The organism is Nonomuraea antimicrobica, assembly GCF_039536965.1.
GTDB classification, from domain to species: domain Bacteria; phylum Actinomycetota; class Actinomycetes; order Streptosporangiales; family Streptosporangiaceae; genus Nonomuraea; species Nonomuraea antimicrobica.
Genome location: NZ_BAAAZP010000012.1, coordinates 46,922 through 67,694 on the forward strand (window position 1 = coordinate 46,922; position 20,773 = coordinate 67,694).

Annotated in this window: 24 protein-coding genes; 14 read left to right on the forward strand and 10 right to left on the reverse strand. The window is 72.2% G+C overall.

Going from position 1 to position 20,773, the window contains the following annotated elements:
* Positions 1 to 81: 81 nt before the first annotated feature.
* From ABD844_RS04435 to ABD844_RS04445, 3 genes are read right to left on the reverse strand one after another with little or no spacing between them, the layout of a single operon-like run.
* Positions 82 to 2,349 (reverse strand): xanthine dehydrogenase family protein molybdopterin-binding subunit, encoded by a 2,268-nt coding sequence (locus ABD844_RS04435; protein ID WP_344873221.1) that lies wholly within the window; start codon positions 2,347 to 2,349, stop codon positions 82 to 84.
* A complete protein-coding gene (locus ABD844_RS04440) occupies positions 2,346 to 3,335 on the reverse strand; it encodes an FAD binding domain-containing protein (RefSeq protein WP_344873223.1) in 990 nt (329 codons plus the stop codon). The genes ABD844_RS04435 and ABD844_RS04440 overlap by 4 nt, the downstream gene beginning before the upstream one ends.
* The gene (locus tag ABD844_RS04445) at positions 3,332 to 3,853 is read right to left on the reverse strand and encodes a (2Fe-2S)-binding protein (protein WP_344873260.1); all 522 of its coding nucleotides are present in this window, start codon (positions 3,851 to 3,853) and stop codon (positions 3,332 to 3,334) included. Before ABD844_RS04445 ends, ABD844_RS04440 begins: the two co-directional genes overlap by 4 nt.
* A gap of 115 nt (positions 3,854 to 3,968) precedes the next feature.
* On the opposite strand from ABD844_RS04445, the gene ABD844_RS04450 reads away from it, so the two are divergent.
* Positions 3,969 to 4,694 carry a TetR/AcrR family transcriptional regulator gene (locus ABD844_RS04450; protein WP_344873225.1) on the forward strand — a complete coding sequence of 242 codons (726 nt, stop codon included), beginning with the start codon at positions 3,969 to 3,971 and terminating at the stop codon, positions 4,692 to 4,694.
* Positions 4,695 to 4,867: 173 nt separating this feature from the next.
* Here ABD844_RS04450 and ABD844_RS04455 read toward each other — a convergent pair whose 3' ends face one another.
* Positions 4,868 to 5,983, reverse strand: coding sequence for an epoxide hydrolase family protein (locus ABD844_RS04455; protein ID WP_344873227.1), 1,116 nt, complete (start codon positions 5,981 to 5,983; stop codon positions 4,868 to 4,870).
* 194 nt (positions 5,984 to 6,177) lie between these two features.
* On the opposite strand from ABD844_RS04455, the gene ABD844_RS04460 reads away from it, so the two are divergent.
* The 8 genes from ABD844_RS04460 to ABD844_RS04495 all read left to right on the forward strand — a co-directional run bounded on the left by ABD844_RS04460 (position 6,178) and on the right by ABD844_RS04495 (position 10,842).
* On the forward strand, positions 6,178 to 7,194 hold the full coding sequence (locus ABD844_RS04460) for a LacI family DNA-binding transcriptional regulator (protein WP_344873229.1): 1,017 nt from the start codon (positions 6,178 to 6,180) through the stop codon (positions 7,192 to 7,194).
* Complete coding sequence (locus ABD844_RS04465; RefSeq protein WP_344873230.1) at positions 7,191 to 7,568, forward strand: FAD-dependent oxidoreductase; 378 nt, start codon at positions 7,191 to 7,193, stop codon at positions 7,566 to 7,568. Before ABD844_RS04460 ends, ABD844_RS04465 begins: the two co-directional genes overlap by 4 nt.
* Positions 7,569 to 7,725: 157 nt before the next feature.
* Entirely contained in the window at positions 7,726 to 7,929 is a 204-nt protein-coding gene (locus ABD844_RS04470; protein WP_344873232.1) for a hypothetical protein, read from the forward strand.
* 12 nt (positions 7,930 to 7,941) lie between these two features.
* On the forward strand, positions 7,942 to 8,211 hold the full coding sequence (locus ABD844_RS04475) for a sulfurtransferase TusA family protein (protein ID WP_344873234.1): 270 nt from the start codon (positions 7,942 to 7,944) through the stop codon (positions 8,209 to 8,211).
* A 399-nt stretch (positions 8,212 to 8,610) separates the two neighbouring features.
* Complete coding sequence (locus ABD844_RS04480; RefSeq protein WP_344873236.1) at positions 8,611 to 8,928, forward strand: DUF3140 domain-containing protein; 318 nt, start codon at positions 8,611 to 8,613, stop codon at positions 8,926 to 8,928.
* Positions 8,929 to 8,932: 4 nt separating this feature from the next.
* Positions 8,933 to 9,295 (forward strand): YybH family protein, encoded by a 363-nt coding sequence (locus tag ABD844_RS04485; protein WP_344873237.1) that lies wholly within the window; start codon positions 8,933 to 8,935, stop codon positions 9,293 to 9,295.
* Positions 9,296 to 9,332: 37 nt separating this feature from the next.
* Positions 9,333 to 9,545, forward strand: a complete 213-nt coding sequence (locus tag ABD844_RS04490) for a hypothetical protein (RefSeq protein WP_344873238.1) — start codon at positions 9,333 to 9,335, stop codon at positions 9,543 to 9,545.
* Between the two features lie 364 nt (positions 9,546 to 9,909).
* Positions 9,910 to 10,842, forward strand: coding sequence for a fatty acid desaturase family protein (locus ABD844_RS04495; RefSeq protein ID WP_425568503.1), 933 nt, complete (start codon positions 9,910 to 9,912; stop codon positions 10,840 to 10,842).
* Positions 10,843 to 10,895: 53 nt separating this feature from the next.
* Here ABD844_RS04495 and ABD844_RS04500 read toward each other — a convergent pair whose 3' ends face one another.
* Positions 10,896 to 11,129: a hypothetical protein gene (locus tag ABD844_RS04500; RefSeq protein ID WP_344873239.1), complete on the reverse strand. Its 234-nt coding sequence runs from the start codon at positions 11,127 to 11,129 to the stop codon at positions 10,896 to 10,898.
* A 69-nt stretch (positions 11,130 to 11,198) separates the two neighbouring features.
* Here ABD844_RS04500 and ABD844_RS04505 point away from each other — a divergent pair, with 69 nt between their 5' ends.
* From ABD844_RS04505 to ABD844_RS04520, 4 genes are all read left to right on the forward strand, one after another.
* On the forward strand, positions 11,199 to 12,332 hold the full coding sequence (locus ABD844_RS04505; protein ID WP_344873241.1) for a sensor histidine kinase: 1,134 nt from the start codon (positions 11,199 to 11,201) through the stop codon (positions 12,330 to 12,332).
* Entirely contained in the window at positions 12,329 to 12,997 is a 669-nt protein-coding gene (locus ABD844_RS04510) for a response regulator (protein WP_344873242.1), read from the forward strand. The genes ABD844_RS04505 and ABD844_RS04510 overlap by 4 nt, the downstream gene beginning before the upstream one ends.
* A 97-nt stretch (positions 12,998 to 13,094) precedes the next feature.
* A complete protein-coding gene (locus ABD844_RS04515; protein WP_344873244.1) occupies positions 13,095 to 14,345 on the forward strand; it encodes a cytochrome ubiquinol oxidase subunit I in 1,251 nt (416 codons plus the stop codon).
* A gap of 28 nt (positions 14,346 to 14,373) precedes the next feature.
* Positions 14,374 to 15,114 carry a cytochrome d ubiquinol oxidase subunit II gene (locus ABD844_RS04520; RefSeq protein ID WP_344873246.1) on the forward strand — a complete coding sequence of 247 codons (741 nt, stop codon included), beginning with the start codon at positions 14,374 to 14,376 and terminating at the stop codon, positions 15,112 to 15,114.
* 6 nt (positions 15,115 to 15,120) lie between these two features.
* On the opposite strand, the gene ABD844_RS04525 is transcribed toward ABD844_RS04520, so the two are convergent.
* The 3 genes from ABD844_RS04525 to ABD844_RS04535 all read right to left on the reverse strand — a co-directional run bounded on the left by ABD844_RS04525 (position 15,121) and on the right by ABD844_RS04535 (position 17,491).
* A complete protein-coding gene (locus ABD844_RS04525) occupies positions 15,121 to 16,317 on the reverse strand; it encodes a PucR family transcriptional regulator (RefSeq protein ID WP_344873248.1) in 1,197 nt (398 codons plus the stop codon).
* A 64-nt stretch (positions 16,318 to 16,381) separates the two neighbouring features.
* A complete protein-coding gene (locus ABD844_RS04530; protein WP_344873250.1) occupies positions 16,382 to 16,582 on the reverse strand; it encodes an EF-hand domain-containing protein in 201 nt (66 codons plus the stop codon).
* Positions 16,583 to 16,612: 30 nt separating this feature from the next.
* Positions 16,613 to 17,491 carry a LysR family transcriptional regulator gene (locus ABD844_RS04535; protein ID WP_344873252.1) on the reverse strand — a complete coding sequence of 293 codons (879 nt, stop codon included), beginning with the start codon at positions 17,489 to 17,491 and terminating at the stop codon, positions 16,613 to 16,615.
* A gap of 61 nt (positions 17,492 to 17,552) precedes the next feature.
* Between ABD844_RS04535 and ABD844_RS04540 the strand changes: the two genes are divergently transcribed.
* Positions 17,553 to 18,533 carry an aldo/keto reductase gene (locus ABD844_RS04540; RefSeq protein WP_344873254.1) on the forward strand — a complete coding sequence of 327 codons (981 nt, stop codon included), beginning with the start codon at positions 17,553 to 17,555 and terminating at the stop codon, positions 18,531 to 18,533.
* 58 nt (positions 18,534 to 18,591) lie between these two features.
* Here the strand turns inward: ABD844_RS04540 and ABD844_RS04545 are convergent, their stop codons facing one another.
* Positions 18,592 to 19,779 (reverse strand): tetratricopeptide repeat protein, encoded by a 1,188-nt coding sequence (locus ABD844_RS04545; protein ID WP_344873256.1) that lies wholly within the window; start codon positions 19,777 to 19,779, stop codon positions 18,592 to 18,594.
* A 40-nt stretch (positions 19,780 to 19,819) separates the two neighbouring features.
* Positions 19,820 to 20,773: ATP-binding protein (locus ABD844_RS04550; protein WP_344873258.1), on the reverse strand; the 954-nt coding region annotated here is incomplete at its 5' end.

A 20,773-nucleotide genomic window follows, 5' to 3' on the forward strand; every position in this document is an offset into this window, starting at 1 on the left:
GCGGCGGTCGGCCGGTGATCGGTTGATCGTTCTCCCGCCCAGCCTAGAGAACGACCCCCGCCAACAGCACGAAGCGCGCCCTCACAACAGCTTGTCGAGGGTGATCGGGAGGTCGAGGACGCGCTTGCCGGTGGCGTGCCGTACGGCGTTGGCCACGGCCGCCGCCGCTCCGGTGATGCCCACCTCGCCGACCCCGAGCAGCCCCAGGGGCATGGTCGGATCGGGCTCGTCCAGGTAGTGGACGTCGATGCGGGGGACGTCGGCGTGCACGGGCACGTGGTATTCCGCCAGGCTCGGGTTCACGATCCGGCCGGTGCGGTGGTCGATCAGGGTCTGCTCCGACAGCGCCGCGCCAATGCCCATCACGATGCCGCCGCGGAGCTGGCTCGCCGCCGTCGTCGCGTTGATCACGGTGCCGACGTCGAAGACGCCCACCCAGCGCGACACCCGTACCTCGAAGGTGTCGGGGTCCACCCGCACCTCGCAGAACTGCGCCCCGGACGCCGCCCGCATCAGCCTCCTGCGGTCGCGGAGGGTACGGACCACGAACGCCGGCATGCTCGCCTTGACCACCGCCTCCACGTGGTCGCGCCCGGCCCCGGCCAGGATCTCCGCGTACGTCTGGCCGCCGCCCGCGTGGAACAGCCCTCCGTCGCGGGGCGTCAGCTCCTCCAGCCGGCGCCCGCGCAGCGGCGAGCCGGGCAGGCGCCGGGCCAGGGCGTGCACCGAGCGCTTCAGCTTGGCGCCGGCGGCCAGCACCCCGGCGGCGACGCTGGCGGTCTGCGCCGAGCCGCCCGCTCCAGGGCTGGGCGGCAGGTCGGAGTCGCCGTACTCCATCCGGACGGACTCCAGCGGCACGCCCATCTCGTCGGCGGCGATCTGCGCCTGCGCGGTCGCCGCCCCCATGCCCATCTCCTGCAGGCCGCAGCGCACGACGACCGTGCCGTCCGCGCCCAGCCGCATGGTGACGCTCGCCGCCATGAGCCACGCCGGGTGGTACGCCGTGGCCACCCCCATGCCGACCAGCCACCGCCCGTCCCGCATGGCGCCGGCCCGCGGGTCGCGCTCGCGCCAGCCGAACCTCTCGGCCCCCACCGCGTACGCCTCCCGCAGCATCCGGTGCGCGAACCGCTGCCCGCCCACCGGGTTGCGCTCGGGCTCGTTGCGCATGCGCAGCTCGATCGGGTCCATGCCCAGCTCCCAGGAGAGCTCGTCCATCGCGGACTCCAGGGCGAAGGTGCCGATGGCCTCGCCCGGCGCCCGCATGAAGGTGTTGGGCACCAGGTCGAGCCGGACGGTGCTGTCGCTGAGGTGGATGTTCGGGGAGGCGTAGAGGTGGCGGGAGGCCGAGGTGACGGGCTCGGGCCCGCCGCCCGCGCGGGCCGTCCTGGACACGCTGGTGTGGATCAGCGCGCTCAGCCTGCCCTGCGCGTCCGCGCCGAGCGCGACCCGCTGCGTGCTCGGCGTACGCCCGCCGACCGTGTGGTAGACGCCCTCGCGGGTCAGCGCCAGGCGCACGGGACGGCCCGTCGCGCGGGCCGCCAGCACGGCGAGCAGCGTGCCCGCCCAGACCGAGCCCTTGCCGCCGAACCCGCCGCCCACGTAGGGGGACAGCACCCGCACCCCCCGCTCCGGCACCCCGAACCGCAGCGCCAGATGTTTGCGCGTCCACGCGATGTTCTGCGTGGCCTCGTGGACGGTCAGCCGGTCGCCGTCCCACACGGCCGTGGTCGCGTGCGGCTCGATCGCGTTGTGGTTCTGGGGCGGCGTGCTGAAGCGCAGGTCGACCGAGACCGGGGCGGTGGCCAGCGCGGCCCGTGCGTCCCCCTTGTCGGCCCCGCTCTCGCGCATGGGGTTGCTCTTCTGGGGGACGGCGTTCGGCTCCTCGGCCGCGAAGTCCACCACGGCCGGCCACTCCTCGTACGACGGGCGCACCAGCGAGGCCGCGTACCGTGCCGCCTCCGGGGTCTCGGCGACCACGACCGCCACGGGCTGGCCGTTCCAGTACACCTCGTCGGTGGCCAGGTAGTTGACCGTCGTGCCAGAGACGAGCGAGCTGAGGTTGAACAGGCTCGGCTTGGGCGCGGGCTTCATGGCGGGGGCGTTCTCGTGGGTGAGCACGTCGATCACCCCGCGAACGGCCCTGGCCCGCGCCGTGTCGACGGCGGTGACCCGGCCCCTGGCGACGGTCGCGTGCACGAGGGCGGCGTGGGCCAGGTCGGGGTAGGGGTGCTCGGCGGCGAAGCGGGCCTCGCCGGTGGTCTTGGCCTTGGCGTCGAGCCGGTCCACCGCGCGGCCGACGTACTTCGTGGCGGCCTGCGGCGCGGCCTCGGCGTACTTGGTGCTCATCGGAGATCCTCTCCCGTGCTCAGCTCGCGCAGCGTGGCGGCGATCGTGGCCGTGGCGAGCCCGGCCTTGAACGCGTTGCCCGGCCTGAGGGTCGCCTGGGCCAGCTCGGCCTCGGCCGCGCGGCGGAAGGCCGCCTCGTCCGCCGGGCCGCCGAGCAGGACGCGCTCCGCCTCGCGGGCCCGCCAGGGCTTGGGCGCGACGCCGCCGAGCGCCAGGCGGATCTCGGTGATCTCGCCGTCGCGCACCTGGAGCGCCGCCGCGACCGAGACCAGCGCGAACGCGTACGACGCCCGGTCGCGGACCTTCCGGTAGCGGGAGGCGGCGGCGATCGGCGGCAGCTCGACCGCGGTGACCAGCTCTCCGCGGGCCAGGTCGGTCTCGATCTCCGGCGTGCCGCCGGGCAGCCGGTGAAGGTCGGTCAAGGGGACGCGGCGGGTGCCGTCGGGGCCGCGTACCTCGACGACGGCGTCCAGGGCGGCCAGCGCCACGCACATGTCGGACGGGTGCGTGGCGATGCAGCTCTCGCTCACGCCCAGGATCGCGTGGCCGCGGTTGAACCCGTCGAGCGCGTCGCAGCCGCTGCCCGGCTCGCGCTTGTTGCAGGCCGCGGCGCCGTCGTAGAAGTACGGGCAGCGCGTGCGCTGGAGCAGGTTGCCGCCCACGGTGGCCATGTTGCGCAACTGGGCCGAGGCCCCGGCGAGCAGCGCCTGTGACAACACCGGGTAGCGGGCGCGCACGCGCCGGTCGGCGGCCAGGACGCTGTTGCGGACCAGCGCGCCGACGCGCAGGCCGCCGCCGGGCAGCTCGGTCACGGTGTCGAGGGGCAGGCCCGTGACGTCGACGACCGTGTCGGGGCGTTCGATGCCCTCGCGCATGAGGTCGACCAGGTTGGTGCCGCCGCCGAGGAACTTGGCGCCCGGCTCGGTGGCCGCCACGCGCACGGCGGCCTCGATGTCGGCGGGCTTGACGTACGCGAAGGGCCTCATCGGGCGTCCTGCCCGGCCACGTCCATGATCGCGTCCACGATGCCGTTGTAGGCGCCGCAGCGGCACAGGTTGCCGCTCATGCGCTCCCTGACCTCGGCCTCGGTGAGCCTCTCCCTGGTGTGCTCAGGGCGGGTGGGCCCTGCGTGGGTGGGCCCTGCGTGGGTGGACTCGGTCACGGCGCTGGGCATGCCGGACTCGTGCTCGGCCAGCATCCCGATCGCCGAGCAGATCTGGCCCGGGGTGCAGTAGCCGCACTGGAAGCCGTCGTGGCGGACGAACGCCTCCCGCAGGGGATGGGACACGCCCTCGATCGTGGTGATCTCGCTGCCGTCGTACTGGACGGCCAGGGCCAGGCAGGAGTTGATCCGCAGGCCGTCGGCCAGCACCGTGCACGCGCCGCAGGCGCCCTGGTCACAGCCCTTCTTGGGACCGGTGAGGCCGAGCCGGTCGCGCAGGGCGTCGAGCAGGCTGACCCATGGCTCGACGTCGAGGGACTCGACGTCACCGTTCACTTTCATCCGTATCTCGGCCACTCGAATCCTCCCGTACGGTGTCATCCGGACGCTAACAGAACATCGTTCACCTAACAAGTGAATGGTGTTCTGTTAAACCCGCAAGTATGCTGAGGGCGATATGACGCGGTCGGCATTCCTCCGGGCCAGGCGGCCAGAGCACAAGCAGCAGCGGCGCGAGGCCATCCTCACCGCCGCCCGTGAGCTCGCCCGCACCTCCGGCGTACGCAACGTCACCCTGGGAGCCGTCGCCGATACCGTGGGGATCGCGAAGTCGAACATCATGCGATACTTCGGCACCCGCGAGGAGATCTACCTCGAACTCGCCGCCGAGGAGTGGCACCAGTGGGCCGCCGCCGTCGCCGACCGCCTGCCCCCGACCAGGGAACCCGCCACCGAACCCGCCACCGAACCGGCCACTGGCCCGACCACTGGCCCGACCACCGGCGTGGCTCCGGTCGTGGCGGCGCTGGCCGAGACGGTCGCCGATCGGCCGCTCTTCTGCGACCTGCTCGGCCACCTCTCCATCAGCCTGGAGCACAACGTGTCGGTCGCGGCGGCCCACACCCTCAAGCGCACGGTGAGAGACGTGCTCAAGGAGATGGGCGCCCGGGTGGCGGCGGTCACCGACCTGACGGAGCAGGAGGGCTTGGAACTGGTGGCCGCCGCGAGCGGCCTGGCCGGGATGCTGTATCCGGCCGCCAACCCGCCCCCCGCGCTCGCCCAGGTCTACGCCCAGGACCCCGAGCTGGCGGCGGCCTGCCCGGAGCTGCTGCCCACCCTGGTACGCGTGCTCACGGCCCTGGCGGCGGGCCTGCCCACGCTCCGCGAACAGCCCCCGCGGTGAGACTTTCCCCCCGATCCAGGCATTCCCGAGGCGTCCGTGGAGGCGGGCCCAGCTTCGGCTTCCAGGTCAGCCGTCCTGGCGGCGACACGGCCACGGTGTCGTCCTACTCCTGCGCGTCCTACTCCTGCGCGGCCTCCTGACCGCCGGGGCTCGCCCGCGCGGCGAGCGCCGGTTCACCTGACGGCGGCGAAGAACTGCCGCAGGTCGCCGACCAGCAGGTCGGGCGCGTCGTGGGCGGCGTAGTGCCCGCCGCGGTCGAACCGGTTCCACGACACCAGGTTGCGGTGGGCGTGCTCGGCGAAGGCCCGTACCGAGCCGAGGTCGCCGGGGAACTGGGCGACGCCGAGCGGGACCGTCGTGGGGCCCGTGGCCGCCTCCTCCCGCTCGTCCTCGGCGTAGATGCGGATGGCCGAGCCCGCGGTGCCGGTCAGCCAGTGGATCGTGACGTGGGTGAGCAGCGCGTCGGGGTCCAGGTCCGACATGGCCTGGGCGTTCCAGCCGAGTAGCCCGGCGGGCGAGTCGGCCAGGGCGTGCGCGAGCGTCTGGGGCTGCTGGCCCTGCACGGCGCCGTACGACGCCTCGTGGGCCGCGTAGTGCTCGAAGTCGGCCAGCGCGGCCCGGTCCTGCGGCGTCAGCCGGTCCAAGCAGCCAGGGTCGTCGTCGGGGGGCGGGCACCACGCCTGCGTCACGTGCACGCCGACCACCGACTCCGGCGCCAGGCGGCCCAGCTCCGGCGAGATGAACGAGCCCCAGTCGTTGCCCGCCGCGCCGTAGCGACGGTAGCCGAGCCGGCGCATCAGCTCTGCCCAGGCGCGGGCGATCCGGCGCGGGCCCCAGCCGGTGTCGGGCGTCGGACCGGAGAAGCCGAAGCCGGGCAGCGAGGGCACCACGAGGTGGAAGGCGATCGACGGGTCGAGCCCGTGCCCGCGCGGGTCGCTGAGCGGGCCGATGACGTCCAGGTACTCGGCCACCGAGCCGGGCCAGCCGTGGCTGAGCACGAGCGGGAGGGCGTCCCGCTCCGGCGAGCGGACGTGCAGGAAGTGCACGGTCGCGCCGTCGACCACGGTGGTGAACTGGGGATGGGCGTTCAGCCGGGCCTCCCAGCCACGCCAGTCGTAGCGCTCGCGCCAGTGCTCGGCCAGCTCCCGCACCCGGGCGAGCGGCACGCCGTAGCCGCGATCGCCGCCGACCGGCTCGGGGGCCCAGCGGGTACGCGCGAGCCGCTCCCGCAGCTCGGCCAGGTCTTCCTCGGGAATCTCGATCCGGTACGGCCGGACTGCCTCGTTCATGACCGATCACCTTCCTGTCCTTTTCAAGGGAGGTCGGAGCCGTCCACGCGACTTCGACACGACCCCTCACGGCAGGCCGCCACGTCGAGGTAATCCGAATTAGCACCGGGGAAACCTTGACACCCCAGCAGGGCGCGGCGAACAATTCCAGGCATCGCCCGAGCGCTAATGCGCATTAGCAGTCCAGGAAGCCCATGCCGCCGCCGGACCACACCCGCCGCCTCACCCAGCGCGACATCGCCCGCCTGGCGGGCGTCAGCCAGACCACCGTCTCACTGGTGCTCAACGACCGCGCCGACGCGGAGTCCCGCATCCCCGCCGAGACCAGGGACCGGGTCCTGCGCGTGATCAGGGAGACCGGCTACGTCGCCGACCCGGCCGCCCGCAGGCTGGCCGCCCGCCGCAACCGCATCCTCGGCGTCTTCACCTACGAGCCGGTCTTCCCGAGCGCGACCGGCGACTTCTACCACCCGTTCCTGGTCGGCATCGAGGAGTGCGCCGAGCACTGCGGCTGCGACCTGCTGCTGTTCACCAGCGCCCCCACGGTCGGCGGGCGCAAGCGGGTCTACCACCAGGACCACCGGCTCAGGCTGGCCGACGGCTGCGTGCTGCTGGGCCACGAGCTGGACAGGGAGGACCTGAGCAGGCTGGTGACCGAGCGCTATCCGTTCGTGTCGGTCGGCCGCCGCGACGACGCGGGCGGGCCGGTGCCGTACGTCGGCGCCGACTACCCGGCCGCCGTCAAGCGGCTGGTCGCCCGCACCAGGGCGCTGGGCCACGAGCGCATCGCGTACCTGGGCCACGGCCGGGGCCCGGAGCCGTACGTTGACCGGTTCCGCGGCTATGTCGAGTCGGTGGCCGCCCCGCTGCGGCTCGACCCCGGCGAGCCCGCCGACATGGTGGCCCGGGTGCTGGCCGCGGACGTGACGGCGGTGCTGGCCGAGGAGTACGCCGACGGCGTCGCCCTGACCGACCTGCTGGCCAGGCGCGGCGTGTCCGTGCCCGGCGACCTGTCGGTCATCACCTTGGGCGACCCGACCCGGCCCGCCCCCACCGATGTCGACTTCACCGGCTTCCGGATCCCCAGGCGGGAGATGGGGCGCCAGGCCGTCGAGGTCCTCACCGAACTGATCGAGGGCGGCGAGCCCGTGCAACGGCTCCTGCCGTGCGAGTACGCCGAGGGCGCCACGCTGACGCCCCCACGGACATGAAGGGAACGGATTCGCGCGGGTCGAGTGCCGAGGTGCTGATCGTCGGGGGCGGCCTCGGAGGGGTGGCCGCCGCGCTGGCGGCCCTGCGGGCGGGTAGGAAGGTGGTGCTGACCGAGGAGTACGACTGGCTCGGCGGCCAGCTCACCAGCCAGGCCGTCCCGCCCGACGAGCACACCTGGGTGGAACTGTTCGGCGTGACCGCGAGCTACCGGGCGCTGCGCGACGGGATCCGGGCGTACTACCGCCGCCACTTCCCGCTGACCGAGCGGGCCCGCGCCTGGCGGGCGCTGAACCCGGGCGCGGGCCACGTGAGCCCGCTGTGCCACGAGCCCCGGGTGGCGGTCGCGGTGCTGGAGTCGATGCCGGCCCCCTAGCGGGGCGGCGGACGGCTGACCGTGTTGCAGCCGTACCGTCCGGTCGGGGCCGAGGTCGACGGCGACCGGGTGACGGCCGTCAGGCCGGCCCACCGCGACGACCCCGGCGACGAGGTGTGGATCGGCGCGCCGTACGTGCTGGACGCCACCGAGACGGGTGAGTTACTGCCGCTCGCCGTCGGCGCGCCAGGCGCTGACCCAGTTCGTGGACGCCTACGGCGGGCCCATGTGGAACGTGCAGCTCGCCGCCGCCTCGCTGACCGCGCTGCCGGTGCTGCCGGTGCTGCCGGTGCTGGTGGTGTTCGTGGTGGCGCAGAAGCAGTTCGTGGAGGGCCTGGCACATACGGGACTCAAGGGATGATTTCCTGAACATATGCCTGATCTCGTAGTGGACGGCGGCGACAAGCTGTGCGTGCAACTGCTCATCGAACTGCGCGCGCACGTACGCGAGGCCGGTCCCGGCGCCGTCATCCACCTGATCGCCGCCGACCCGGCCGCGCCCGTGGACCTGCCCGCGTGGTGCCACCTGACCGGGCACACCTACCTGGGGCCCGTGGAGGGGGCGGAGCGGGCCACGTACGCGCTGCGCGTCGCCGGCACCGCCAAGGAGACGCGGGAATCCAAGCCGTGGCACGCCGCATGAACGGCTCCAGATCGTCGGCGGCCGCCGCTCCCTTATCGCGCCCCCTGATCGCGCTCCCCCGTGGCCTGCACCTCCGGCACGTGCCGCGGGCGGGGACGTGACGGCTGGCAGACCGTCCGGCCCGGCCCGCGGCACGTGCCGTCCCCTCCTCGCGGCAGTCCGTGGGAAGCCGTCCCCACGTCCCCCGCGCAGAGACGGCTCCACTGTGACGGAGGCGCTTAGGGGTGACCTGAGTACCTCTGTACCGGAACGAGATGCGAATTGTGGTGAATCGTGACCTGAGAGAGGCGTCAACGATCTTCGTCGGGAGCGGCTCGCCGAGTGCCCACCTGATTGACCGAGTGACAAAACTGCAGGTCAGAGTACATAACGCGGGGCCCGGCGGGTAGGCGGCCAAATATGACCAAGGGTTTTGACACCGACGTCTTGTGGGACGAGTTCCATCGGGCGGTCAACATGAACTCCGAGGAGCTGCGGTCCCACCTGCTGACCGCGGCCTCCGACGAGGAGGGCTTCCCGCCCGACCCCGACCTGGGCATCGACGAGCTGGGGCGGGGCGTACTGCACGTCCTGAACAAGCGGAAGGGCGACCTCACCAAGGTCGATCTCGACGTGATGCGCAAGGTCGTCGACCTCGTCGATACCCTGGGCGACCGCACGGACGATCACTCGCGCCGCGAACTGATGTCCGTCGGCCACGACCCGTTGAGAGGATGACCCGATGGCCGAACCGCGTCCGTGGATCGAGGGGTACGTACGTGCCTGGGACTCCAACGATCCCGACGACATCGCCGCCCTGTTCACCGAGGACGCGGTGTACTACACCGAGCCGCACAGCCGGCCCTGGCAGGGGCGTGACGAGATCGTCGCGCAGTGGCTGGAACGGCAGGACAAGCCTGGTGAGGCCACGTTCGAATGGCATCCGGTCTGCGTGACTGAGAGCGCAGGTGAGGGCGTTGGTGTCGTCCAGGGAGTCACGACATATCCTGACAAAACGTACAGCAACTTGTGGATCATCCGGTTCGCGCCCGACGGCCGGTGCCGGGAATTCACCGAATGGTGGATGCGGCACGATGCCAAGTGATGCAATGGGCCGGACCGTCTTCACCCGAGGAGATCTGTTGAAGGACAACCTCGACCTCGCCGCGAGCGCCCAGGAACTGGCCGACGCCGCCCCGACGGGATCGATCGACCGCGCCGCCGCCTCGTCCGTGGCCATCACCCTGGCCACCACCCGCGACATCACCGATGCCAGGAAGACCTTGGACGGGGTCACGCCGGAGGAAGTCAAGCAAGCGGCCCTGGCCCTGTTCGACCGCCTTTCCGCAAGCTAGCCACGCGTGGATCCGGCACCCGGGCGGAGCACGACCTCCGCCGGGGCGGACGCCGTGCTGCCCGCGGTCGCGAAGCTGCGGCGGCTCGGGTGTCGATGCTCCGGGCCAGGTCAGAGGTGCTCGGGCATTTTCCGGGCGCCCGGCCGGCGGCGCTCTCCTGGCCCGGGTCGGGGACGCGCAGGTCATCCACCGGTGTGCTTCCGGTTTCTCGGTGAATGCGCCAAGGTTAGGGCAACGAACCACGAGGCAAGGGAGACCAGTGGCCAGTCCCGGCACGATCGATACTCGAGGCAGTGATTTCGCCCGACTAGCCCATCGGATTTCGGACGCCGGTCTCCTTGACAGGCGTCCCTTTTATTACGCCGTGCGGACGAGCATCGTCGCCGTACTCTACGTCGGCGGCTGGGCGCTGTTCGCCTGGCTGGGAGACTCCTGGTGGCAACTGCTCGTCGCGGTGGCCCTGGCCGTGGTCTTCACGCAACTCGGGTTTCTCGCCCACGACCTCGGACACCGGCAGGTCTTCAGGACCCGGCGGCCGAGCGACATCGCGGGCCTGATCATCGGTAACTTCGGCGTCGGACTCGGCTGGGGCTGGTGGACCACCAAGCACAACCGCCACCACGCCAACCCCAACCACGAGGACCACGACCCCGACGTCTCACCCGCCGTGATCGTCTGGTCGGAGGACCAGGTGGCACGCAGCAGTGGCCTGCCCCGATTTATCTCGAAATATCAGGCTTTTTGGTTCTTCCCGCTGCTCACCCTCGAAGCCTGGCACCTCCACATCGCCAGCTTCAAGGCGCTGCTCCAGCCCACGGCCAAGCGGCGCGGCCTGGAGCTGACGCTGCTCGTCACGCACTTCGTCCTCTATTTCGGCCTGGTCTTCGCCGTGTTGCCGTTCGGCAAGGCGCTGCTGTTCCTGGCCGTGCACCAAGGGCTGTTCGGCATCTACCTCGGCTGTTCGTTCGCCCCCAACCACAAGGGCATGCCCATCCTGACGAAGGAGGACGAGCTGGACTTCCTCCGCAAGCAGGTGCTGACCTCGCGCAACGTGCATGGCGGGCTACTCACCGACGTGGCGCTGGGCCAGCTCAACTACCAGATCGAGCACCACCTGTTCCCCAACATGCCCGCCCCGAACCTGCGCAGGGCGCAGCCGATCGTCGAGCGGTACTGCCAGGAGATCGGCGTCGACTATCTGCAGACCGGCCTCGTCACGTCGTACGGCCAGGCGCTGCGGCACCTGCACGAGGTCGGCGCCGCCCTGCGCGAACCCACCCGCGAACCCACCCGCTGACCCACCCGCTCACTCACCTGTTCATTCACCTGTTCATTCACTGGGGGCGCCCCTCAGCGGGCGCCCTTCCCCCGCCCTCCCTTCTCCAGCCGCTGGATCAGCGTGTCGCGGCGGCGTTCGAGGTCGGCGATCAGCTCGACCTGCTCGTCCGCCTGGCTGATCATCGCCGAGATCTCCACCTGGTCGGTCGCGCCCATGTCGCGGATCTGGTCGCGGACGTCCTGGTTCTCGGCGCGCAACCGGGCCAGGTCCTCTTCGACCCGCTGGAGGTCGTCCTTTGTGCTCATTCACCCGCTCTACCCAGATGAGGCCCGGCGATTACCCGGGCATTTACGCGGCCGTACAGAATGGGAGCCATGAGGAGGCCGTCGACCAGCACGACCGCGTCACTCGCGACCGCCGCCGCCGTGCTGGCCGGCACGGTGGGCGTCTACTTCCTCCGCAACCCCTCGGTGAACGCGCTCGACGTCCTCCTGCCGCTGGTCGCGTGCGGGGCGCTGCTGCTGCGGCGGCGCTTCCCCGTGGCGGCGCTGATCGTCGTGGCGGTCTCGACGGCCGCCTACTACCCGTGGGCCAGGCTCGACGGGCCCATAATCGTGCTGCTGTTCGTCGTGCTCTACACCGCCGCCGACCGGGGGCACCTGGCCGCGGCCATCGCCACGGGGGCCGCGTCGCTGTTGGGCATGGGCATCGGCGAGACCGGCGGCACCCGGCACGTGGACGACAGCCTGTTCATGATGATCGCCGGCTGGGTGGTGGCGGCCATCTCGTTCGGCGGCGTCACGCGCAACCGCCGCGCCTACCTCCTGGAGGCCCACCAGCACGCCCTCGACGCCCTGCAGACCAAGGAAGAGGAGGCCAGGCGGCGGGCCAGCGAGGAGCGGCTGCGGATCGCCAGAGAGCTGCACGACGTGCTCGGGCACAACATCTCCATGATCAACGTACAGGCCGCGGCGGCGCTGCACGGGCTCGCGAAACGGCCGGAGGGCGCCGAGGAGGCGCTGCGTACGATCAAGGAGACCAGCAAGGAGACGTTGCGCGAGCTGCGTACCACGCTGGGCGTGCTGCGCCAGGTGGACGAGGACGCGCCGGTCACGCCCGCCGACAGCCTGGCGCGGGTGTCGGCGCTGGTCGAGGCGTCGGGGCTGGACGTGCGTACGGAGTTGTCGGGGCCGCTCGACGCCGTGCCGACCGAGGTGGACCTGGCCGCCGCCCGCATCGTCAGGGAGGCGCTGACGAACGTGTCCCGCCACTCGGGGACCAACACAGCAACCCTCACCATCACCAACAAGTCCGGAAATATCGTCATCCGCGTGGAAGATGATGGGCCGGGCGCCACGTACGACGAGGGCAGCGGCTTCGGCCTGCAGGGCATGCGCGAGCGCGCCACCGCGCTCGGCGGCACCCTGGAGGCCGGCCCGCGCCCCGAGGGCGGCTTCCGCGTCGCCGCCCGCCTGCCGCTGACCCAGCCGACGAACGGGGCTCGATGATCCGCGTACTGCTCGCCGACGACCAGACCCTGGTGCGGGCCGGATTCCGGTCCATACTCAACGACGAGGACGACATCCAGGTCGTCGCCGAGGCCGCCAACGGCGCCCAGGCCGTCACCGGGGCCCGCGAGCACCGGCCCGACGTGGTGCTCATGGACATCCGCATGCCCGAGCTCGACGGCCTGGAGGCCACCCGCCGCATCGCGGGCGACCCCGCGCTCGACGACGTCCGGGTGATCATCCTGACCACCTTCGACCTCGACGACTACGTCTACGGCGCGTTGCGGGCCGGCGCGGGCGGCTTCCTGGTCAAGGACACCGAGCCGGCCGAGCTGATCCACGCGGTCAGGGTCGTGGCCAGGGGCGACGCGCTCATCGCGCCGTCGATCACCCGCCGGCTGATCTCCGAGTTCGCCGGCCGGGTCAAGCGTCCCGACCCCGGCCCCGAGCTGAACGCGCTCACCGAACGCGAGCGCGAGGTCATGACGCTCGTGGCCGGCGGCCTGTCCAACGACGAGATCGCGGCCCGGCTCGTGCTCAGCCCCGCCACGGCGAAGACGCACGTCAGCCGGATCATGACGAAGCTGGGCGTACGCGACAGGGCCCAGCTCGTGGTCATCGCGTACGAGGCCGGGATGATCACCCCCGGCTGGCTTACACCCTGAGCCGTACGCCCCCGCCCGGCCGTGCGACCCGAGATGTAGGGCGAGTCAACGCCGGGGCATGACGCGACGGGCGCAGCCGTACCGGAAGGCTCCCGGCATGGAAACCGTGGACCTCGCCCGCCTGCAGTTCGCGCTCACCGCGGGCGCGCACTTCCTGTTCGTGGCGCTGACGCTCGGGCTGGTGTCGCTGGTGGCCGTCGTCCAGACCCGGGCCACGTTCAGCGGGGACCCCGTCCACCTGCGGATGACCCGGTTCTGGGGTCAGCTCTACATCATCAACTACGCGATGGGCATCGCCACCGGGCTCGTGATGGAGTTCCAGCTCGGGCTGTCGTGGAGCGGGCTGACCGAGTACGCGGGCGACGTGTTCGGCTCGGCGCTGGCGATCGAGACGCTGGTGGCGTTCTTCGTCGAGTCCACGTTCCTGGGGCTGTGGATCTTCGGGTGGAATCGGCTGAACCGGTGGGCGCACCTGGCGCTGATCTGGGTCGTCACGCTCACCGCGTACGCGTCGGCGTTCTGGATCCTCATCGCCAACGGTTTCCTGCAGAACCCGGTGGGCCACGTCGTGGAGGGCGGGCGGATGCGGCTGACCGACTTCGGGGCGATGGTGGCCAACCCGGCGGCGCAGGTGGCGTTCTGGCACGTGCTGGTCGGCTCCATGATCGTCGGCGGCTTCTTCGTGGCCGGGGTGAGCGCGTACCACCTGCGCAGGCGCACGGCCGAGCAGGACTTCTTCCGCAAGTCGCTGCGGATCGGGCTCGGCGTGGCGGCGCCGGCCACGTTCGTGAACGCGGCGTTCGGCGGGATCTCGTTCCAGACCCTGCAGCCCACGAAGGTCGCGGCCTGGGTGAACACCCCCGACCGGCTGGCCGCCGCGCAGGCCGCGATGGTGACGGCCCACGGCCCCGGCGACTACCTGCCTCCCGTGGCGTGGGTGCACACGAGCGGCCTGGCCATGGTGCTGCTGTGGGTCGTGATGATGATCGTGGCCGGGCTGAGCTGCCTGCTGATGTTCTTCCGGCCGGTGGTACGCGGGTTCAGGCCGTGGCACCGGCTGCTGACGCTGATGATCCCGATCCCGTTCGTGACCATGATGGCCGGTTGGATCTTCCGCGAGATGGGCCGCCAGCCCTGGACCGTGTACGGGCTGCTGCGCACGTCGGAGGCCATGTCACCGGTGTCCGAGGCGCAGATGCGGTTCTCGGTGAGCGCGTTCGCCGGGGTGTTCGCGGTGCTGATCGTGATCAACTACTGGCTGCTGGCCAGGCACGCCCGCCGCGGGCCGGGCGCGGTGGCGCTGGGCGAGCGGCCGGTCGACGCCCCCGTCCCCGTCCCGTCGTTCTAGGGCCTGCAAGGAAGTTGGGAGCCCGCACATGGAGATCTTCGTACTGGCCTTCTTCGCGCTCGGCTATCTCGTGCTGGCCGGCGCCGACATCGGGGTCGGGATGGCGCTGCCGTACCTGGGGCGGTCGGCGGACGAGCGGCGCGAGACGATCGCCGCGATCGCCCCGTTCTTCCTGGGCAACGAGGTGTGGCTGGTGGCCGCGGCCGGCGTGCTGGCGGGGCTCTTCCCCCGGCTGGAGAGCGAGCTGCTGCACGGCAACTACACGCTGGTCGTGACGCTGCTGCTGGCCTGGGTCGCGCGGGACATGGGGCTGTGGCTGCGCGGGCGCGTGCCTGGGGCGCGCTGGCAGGCGTTCTGGGACGGCGCGATCGTGGCAGGGAGCTGGGGGTTGGCGCTGTCCTGGGGCGCGTTGCTGTCCAACGTGCTGCTCGGCATCCAGGGGCCGGTGGCGGTGCTGCCCGCGCTGGTACTGGCCGCGTTGTTCCTCACGCACGGGCTGGCGTTCGCGGCGCTGCGGCTGCGCGGGGCGCTGCGGGAGCGGGCGGCCGTGATGTCGGGCGGGGCCGGGGAGGCCCGTACGTACGCGCTGACCTCGGCCGCGCTGATCACGGTCGGGTTGCTGGCCGGGCTGCGGCTGCCGCTGGTGCCCGGCACGTCGGGGCCGCTGCTGGTGCCGATCGTCCTGACGTTGCTGCCGTTCCTGGTGGCCGCCCAGGCGTGGGTGTGGTGGACGTTCCGCCACCGGGTGGACGGGCCGTCGTACCTGTGATCGGGGTCAGGCGCCGCGGCGCGCGGGGCAGGCCGTCACCGCCTGACGGGCCCGCAGGGCGATCTCCAGCTCGAAGCGGATGTCGGGGTCGGCGAGCTGGTCGCCGTACAGCTCTTCGAGCTGCCGCAGCCGGTAGCGGACGGTCTGCGGGTGCACGTGCAGCCTGGCCGCCACCTCCCCGGCGCCCCGGCCGTGGCGCAGCCAGGCCAGCAGGGTCTCGGCCAGGCGGTCCTGCTGGGTGGGCCGCAGGTGCGCGAGGGGCGCGAGGCGTACCTCGGCCAGCGCGCTGACCAGCTCCTCGTCCTTGAACACCACGAGCGTGGCCATGTGGTCCTCGCAGCGCAGCAGGCCACGGGGCAGCACGCCGCGCCGCGACAGCTCCAGGGCCTCCCCGGCCCACCGCAGCGACGTCGCGGCCGAGGCCGGCGGCACGGCGGGCCCGACGGCCACGCGGCGACCGCGCAACGCGCGTTCCAGCATCTGCGCCTGCCCGGGCCCGGCCGGGTCGGGCACCAGCAGGCACGGTACGGGCCGCTCGGGCCCGGTCAGCACGTCGGACGGCAGGCGGGGCACGCGGCAGGTGCCGTGCTGGTCGTCGAGCGCCACCGCGGCGACCGTCCTGGGCAGCCGCCACCCGGCGGCCTCGGCCAGGTCGGCGATGGCCTCGTCGCCGGCCGGCGGGCGGCTGAGCAGCAGGTCGAGCAGGCGGCCCCGGCGGCGGTCGATCTCGCCCGCGACGTGTGCCCTGGCCTCCTCGAAGCCCTCGGCGGCGGCGTCGGCGAGCTGGTCGAGGTGGAGGAAGATGATCTCGCCCAGGTCGTACAGGCATTGGGGGGACAGGCCGAGCGGACCGGCCAGCTCGGTGAGCCGCCGCCAGCCGACCCGGGCGCCGAGCCGCATCGCGGCCTGCAGCGACTCCAGGCTGCGGCCCTCGGCCGCCTCTCCCCTGCCGATCATGCGGAACGGCTCCGGGTTCCACGGGGCGCCGGGGTGCTCGATGCGGTCGAGGAAGCCCTCGATGGCCTGCTCGACCGCCATCCGCACGACCTTGATGTAGATCTGGTCCGATGGCCGGGAGTATTCGGGGATGCGGGTCTGGATCTCCTCGATCACCTCTTCGGTGACCCGGCCGATGCCCGACCTGAGCGTCTTCACGACGTCCGTGGAAATACGGCTTTCGCTGGTGTCACTCTTGATCGCCATCGTCCCTCCTGCCGCCATTGTGACCCGGGCAACAGGAGAATGTGTAGCAAGTGCTTGTTTTTTATCACTTGTGGAGGAAGGCGCTGAACTCCTGGAGGTCGATCAGGCCGTCACCGTCCTTGTCCAGCTTGAGCACGCCCTCCTGCGCGGCCTCCAGCGTGACGGGCCGGCCGAGCACCTCCATCAGCCGGACGAGCTCGACGGCGGAGATGCGGCCGTCCTTGTCGGCGTCGATCAGGTCGAAGGTGGTCGAGTAGTCGGTCATGGGTCGCCCTTCTGCGAATCCGATCTCGGGTCAGACCTTAGTGGTCACTTGTCGCAACGCGTCGATGAATGCCCTGACTTGTGGGCTCGGATCGCCTTCGCGCCAGGCGATGGCCAGTTCCCCCGGAGGCAGCCCGGTGACCGGCCGGTACGCCAGGCCAGGCCGGTCGTACAGCTCGGCGTTCCCCTCGGCCACGAGCACGACCCCGAGCCCGCCGGTCACGGCCTCGAACACCTCCTCCGGCGTGTTGGCGGTGACCCCGATCACCGGCTCGTCGTCGCGCGCGTCGAGCCCGAGCCAGAAGTCCCGCAGCGGCCCGGCCGCCGGCGGCAGCGCGATGAACGGCTCGTCGCGCAACGCCCCGAACGGGATCTCCGCCCGCCCGGCCAACGGGTGGTCGGCGGGCATGGCCACCCCGCGCCGCTCAGTGGCCAGCACGTACGTCCCCAGCCCCGCCGGCACCGGCAACCAGATGAACGCCACGTCGGAGGACCCGTCGGCCAGCCCGCCGCTCGGGTCGTCCCATCCGACCAGCCGCAACGACACCTCCCACCCCGGCATCGCGGCGCGGAAGCGGCGCAGCGCCTCCTGCTGCAACCCCCGGCCCACGGCCGTCTGCAAGCCGATCACCAGCGTGCCCGCGGGCTCCGCCGCCCGCGCCTGTGCCACTCCGGCGCTCCACCGGCCGAGCAGGTCGCGGGCGACCGGCAACAGCGCCGCCCCCTGCCTGGTCAGCACGACGCCGCTGGGCACGCGTTCGAACAGCCGGAGCCCGAGCTGCCGCTCCAACGCCCTGAGCTGCTTGGACAGGGCGGGCTGGGAGACGAACAGCCGCTCCGCCGCCCGCGTCACGTTCAGCTCGTCCGCCACCGCCACGAAATAGCGCAGATCCCGCAGGTGCACGTCCATAACCACCGGTTATAGCAAAAGGTCTTGGACCGTCGGGCGGGCCCGGCGGCAGGATCGAGCCATGAAGACGCGCACTCTTGGCAGTTTGCAGGTTCCCGCCATCGGTTTCGGCGCCATGGTGCTGTCACCCGGCGTGTACGGCGAGATCGACGACACCCGCGCCGAGGCCGCGCTCAAGTCGGCGCTCGACGCCGGCGGCACCCACGTGGACACCAGCGACGCGTACGGCCCGAACGGCCACAACGAGCGCCTGGTCGGCCGGGCGATCAAGGGCCGCAGGGACGAGGTGGTGGTCGCGACCAAGTTCGGCCTGGCGATCCCCGAGGGCGAGCCGAGCCGCTCGCATCCCGTCGGCTACGCCTTCGGCGAGCTGCGCGTGAACGCCGAGCCCCGCCTGGTGCGCCGCTACGCGGAAGGCAGCCTGCGCAACCTCGGTACCGACGTGATCGACCTCTACTACGCCCACTACCCGGACCCCGGCGTCCCCATCGAGGAGACCGTGGGCGCGCTGGCCGACCTGGTGCGCGACGGGCTGATCAGGCACATCGGCCTGTCCAACGTGACCGCCGCCCAGCTCAGGGCCGCACACGCGGTGCACCCCGTGACGGCCGTCCAGAACGAGTGGTCGATGTGGCGACCCGTGGACGCCGACCTGCTGGCCGCGGCACGTGAGCTGCACGTCGGGATCGTGGCCTGGAGCCCGCTCGGCAACGGCTTCCTGACCGGCACGGTGAGCGCGCTCGGCGAGGACGACTTCCGCCACAACGCACCCCGCTTCTCGGCCGCGAACCTGGCGGGCAACAACGACCGCTACGCCCCCATCAAGGCCCTGGCCGCGCAACTGGGCATCACCCCGGCCCAGCTCGCCCTGGCCTGGCTCCTGCACCAGGACGAGCACGTGGTGACGATCCCCGGCAGCCGTACGCCGTCGCACATCGAGGAGAACCTGGCCGCGGCCGACCTCACCCTCCACTCCGACACGCTGGCCAGGATCGACGAGGCCCTGTCCAGGTTCGAGGTGAGCGGCGGCACCCTGCTCTGAGCCCACTCGCGCCCACAGAGCACCTTCAGGGCACCTTCAGGGCACCCTCAGGGCACCTTCAGAGCGCGTCGGTGAGCCGTCCCCGGACGGCGGTGGCCACCCAGCCCGTGGCGAGCGCGGTGTACACGGCGAGCAGCGCCACGGTCGGCTGGGAGACGAGCACGGAGACGGCGACGGTCAGGGCGAGCAGGACCGCCCAGCCGTACAGGACGGCCCGCCGGCGCGGCGAGCCGGTGTGCGCGGCCTCCTGGACGGGGGTGACCAGCGCCATGACGGCCACGCCCGCGACGCCCACCGCGTCCTGGCCGAGCCCGATGCCCAGCCCGAGCAGCACCGCGCCGGTCGCCACCAGGCCGCAGCAGGCCACGGCCACCCGCGCATCGACGCCCTCGAACAGCAGCCGGGTGGTCCTGGCGCGGGCCAGCCGCAACGTCGTCCACGCCTCGGCGACCCACGCCACCCAGTGCAGCACGGCCATGACGACGAAGACCAGGATGACCGGCGGGATCGCGGGCAGCAGGAAGATCAGCCGCCAGCCGCCGGGGAACCTGCCCCGCAGCCGCGACAGCCACCGATACACCGGGTTGCGCTGCTTGAGCGCCGCCACGAGCAGGTCCCTGGCCCCGCCGAAGCCGGGATCGAGGCGAAGCACCTCGCGGAACGACTCCGCCGCCCGCCGGGGCTCGCCGAACCGCAGCTCCGCCCGGCCGTGGACGAAGTGCGCGAGGGTGCTCTCCGGGTCGAGCCCGACGGCGTGCGCGGCGGCGGCGCGGGCCTCCTCCGCGTCGCCGAGGTTGGTGCAGGCCAGCGAGAGCAGGCTCACCAGGCCGGCGTCCTGCGGATCGATGCTCAGCCCGCGGCGGGCCGCGTCGGCCATCTGCCGCCATTCGCCCAGGAGCATGTGCGTACGGGCCAGCAGGTCCCAGGTGTGGGCGTACTCGGGCTGGAGGGCGAGGGCCGCGCGGATGGCGGTCATGGCGTCGCCAGGGCGGCGGGCGCGGTAGTGGACCTGCGCCGCCGCGTAGTGGGGCAGCCACTGGTCGGGCGCGAGCCGTACGGCCTCGCCGGCCTCCTCGACGGCCTCGGCCACCCGGCGCTGTTCGATCAGCGCGAGGCCCAGGAGGGCGTGCCCGGCCACGTGCTGCGGCTCCTGGGCGAGCAGGCCGCGCAGCTCCCGTTCCGCGTCGGCGGGGCGGCGCATCCCCAGGAGCGTACGCGCCCGCTCGATCGGGTCCGCGACCTTCACCGCGTCCCTCCCCGCCCGGTCGTCGGATCCGGCAGGTCCCTCACCACTTGCCCTTGACCCAAGGCAGCAGTTCGTCCCAGGCACCGGAGTCGTTCGCGTGCATCACGTAGTTGCGGGCGGTGGCCATCCACTCCCGTACCGCCGTGGGCCGTACGCTCTGGGCGGCGGCCAGCAGGTCGGGCGTGGACAGCGGGATGGCGCGGCCCGCGCTGATCGACTGCTGGAGCTTGGCCTCCACCGCCCGGTCCACGACGCCCTTGAGGTCGGCGCCGACGAAGTGCTCGGTCACCCGCGCCACGGCGTCGAAGTCCATCTCGGCCAGCGGCTTGTCACGGCACAGGATGCGCAGGATGGCCGCGCGTGCCGCCTGGTCCGGCGGGGGTACGAGCACCGGCTGGTCGAGGCGGCCGGGGCGGCGGAAGGCGGCGTCCACGTACCAGGGGGCGTTCGTGGCGGCCAGCACCAGGACGCCCTCGTTCGCGCTCTGGTCCACGCCGTCCAGCTCGGCCAGGAACTGGTTGACGAGCTGCCGGGTGTGCGCCTGGCGCATGTCGGAGCGGCGGGCGGCCAGCGCGTCCACCTCGTCGAAGAACAGCACGCACGGACGGTGGCGGCGGGCCAGGTCGAAGGTGGCGTGCAGGTTGCGCTCGCTGGAGCCGATGTACATGTCGAGGATGTCGGACAGCCCCACGTTGACGAACGCCGCGCCCAGCTCTCCGGCGGCGGCCCTGGCCAGGTGCGTCTTCCCGGCTCCCGGCGGCCCGTAGAGCAGGACGCCGCCGCCCGCGCGCTTGCCGAAGGCGGCGAACAGGTCCGGCTGCTGGATGGGGAGGAGCAGCTTGATCCGCAGCGCCTCCTTGACCGCCTCCATGCCCGCCACGTCGGCGAACGTCAGCCCGCCCCGCTCCACCTCGGCACTGGTGTGGGGCGTGGGGGCGGAGGTCGCGTACGTCGCGTGCGCGGTCTGTACGGGCTGCGCGGGCGCGGGCGCCGC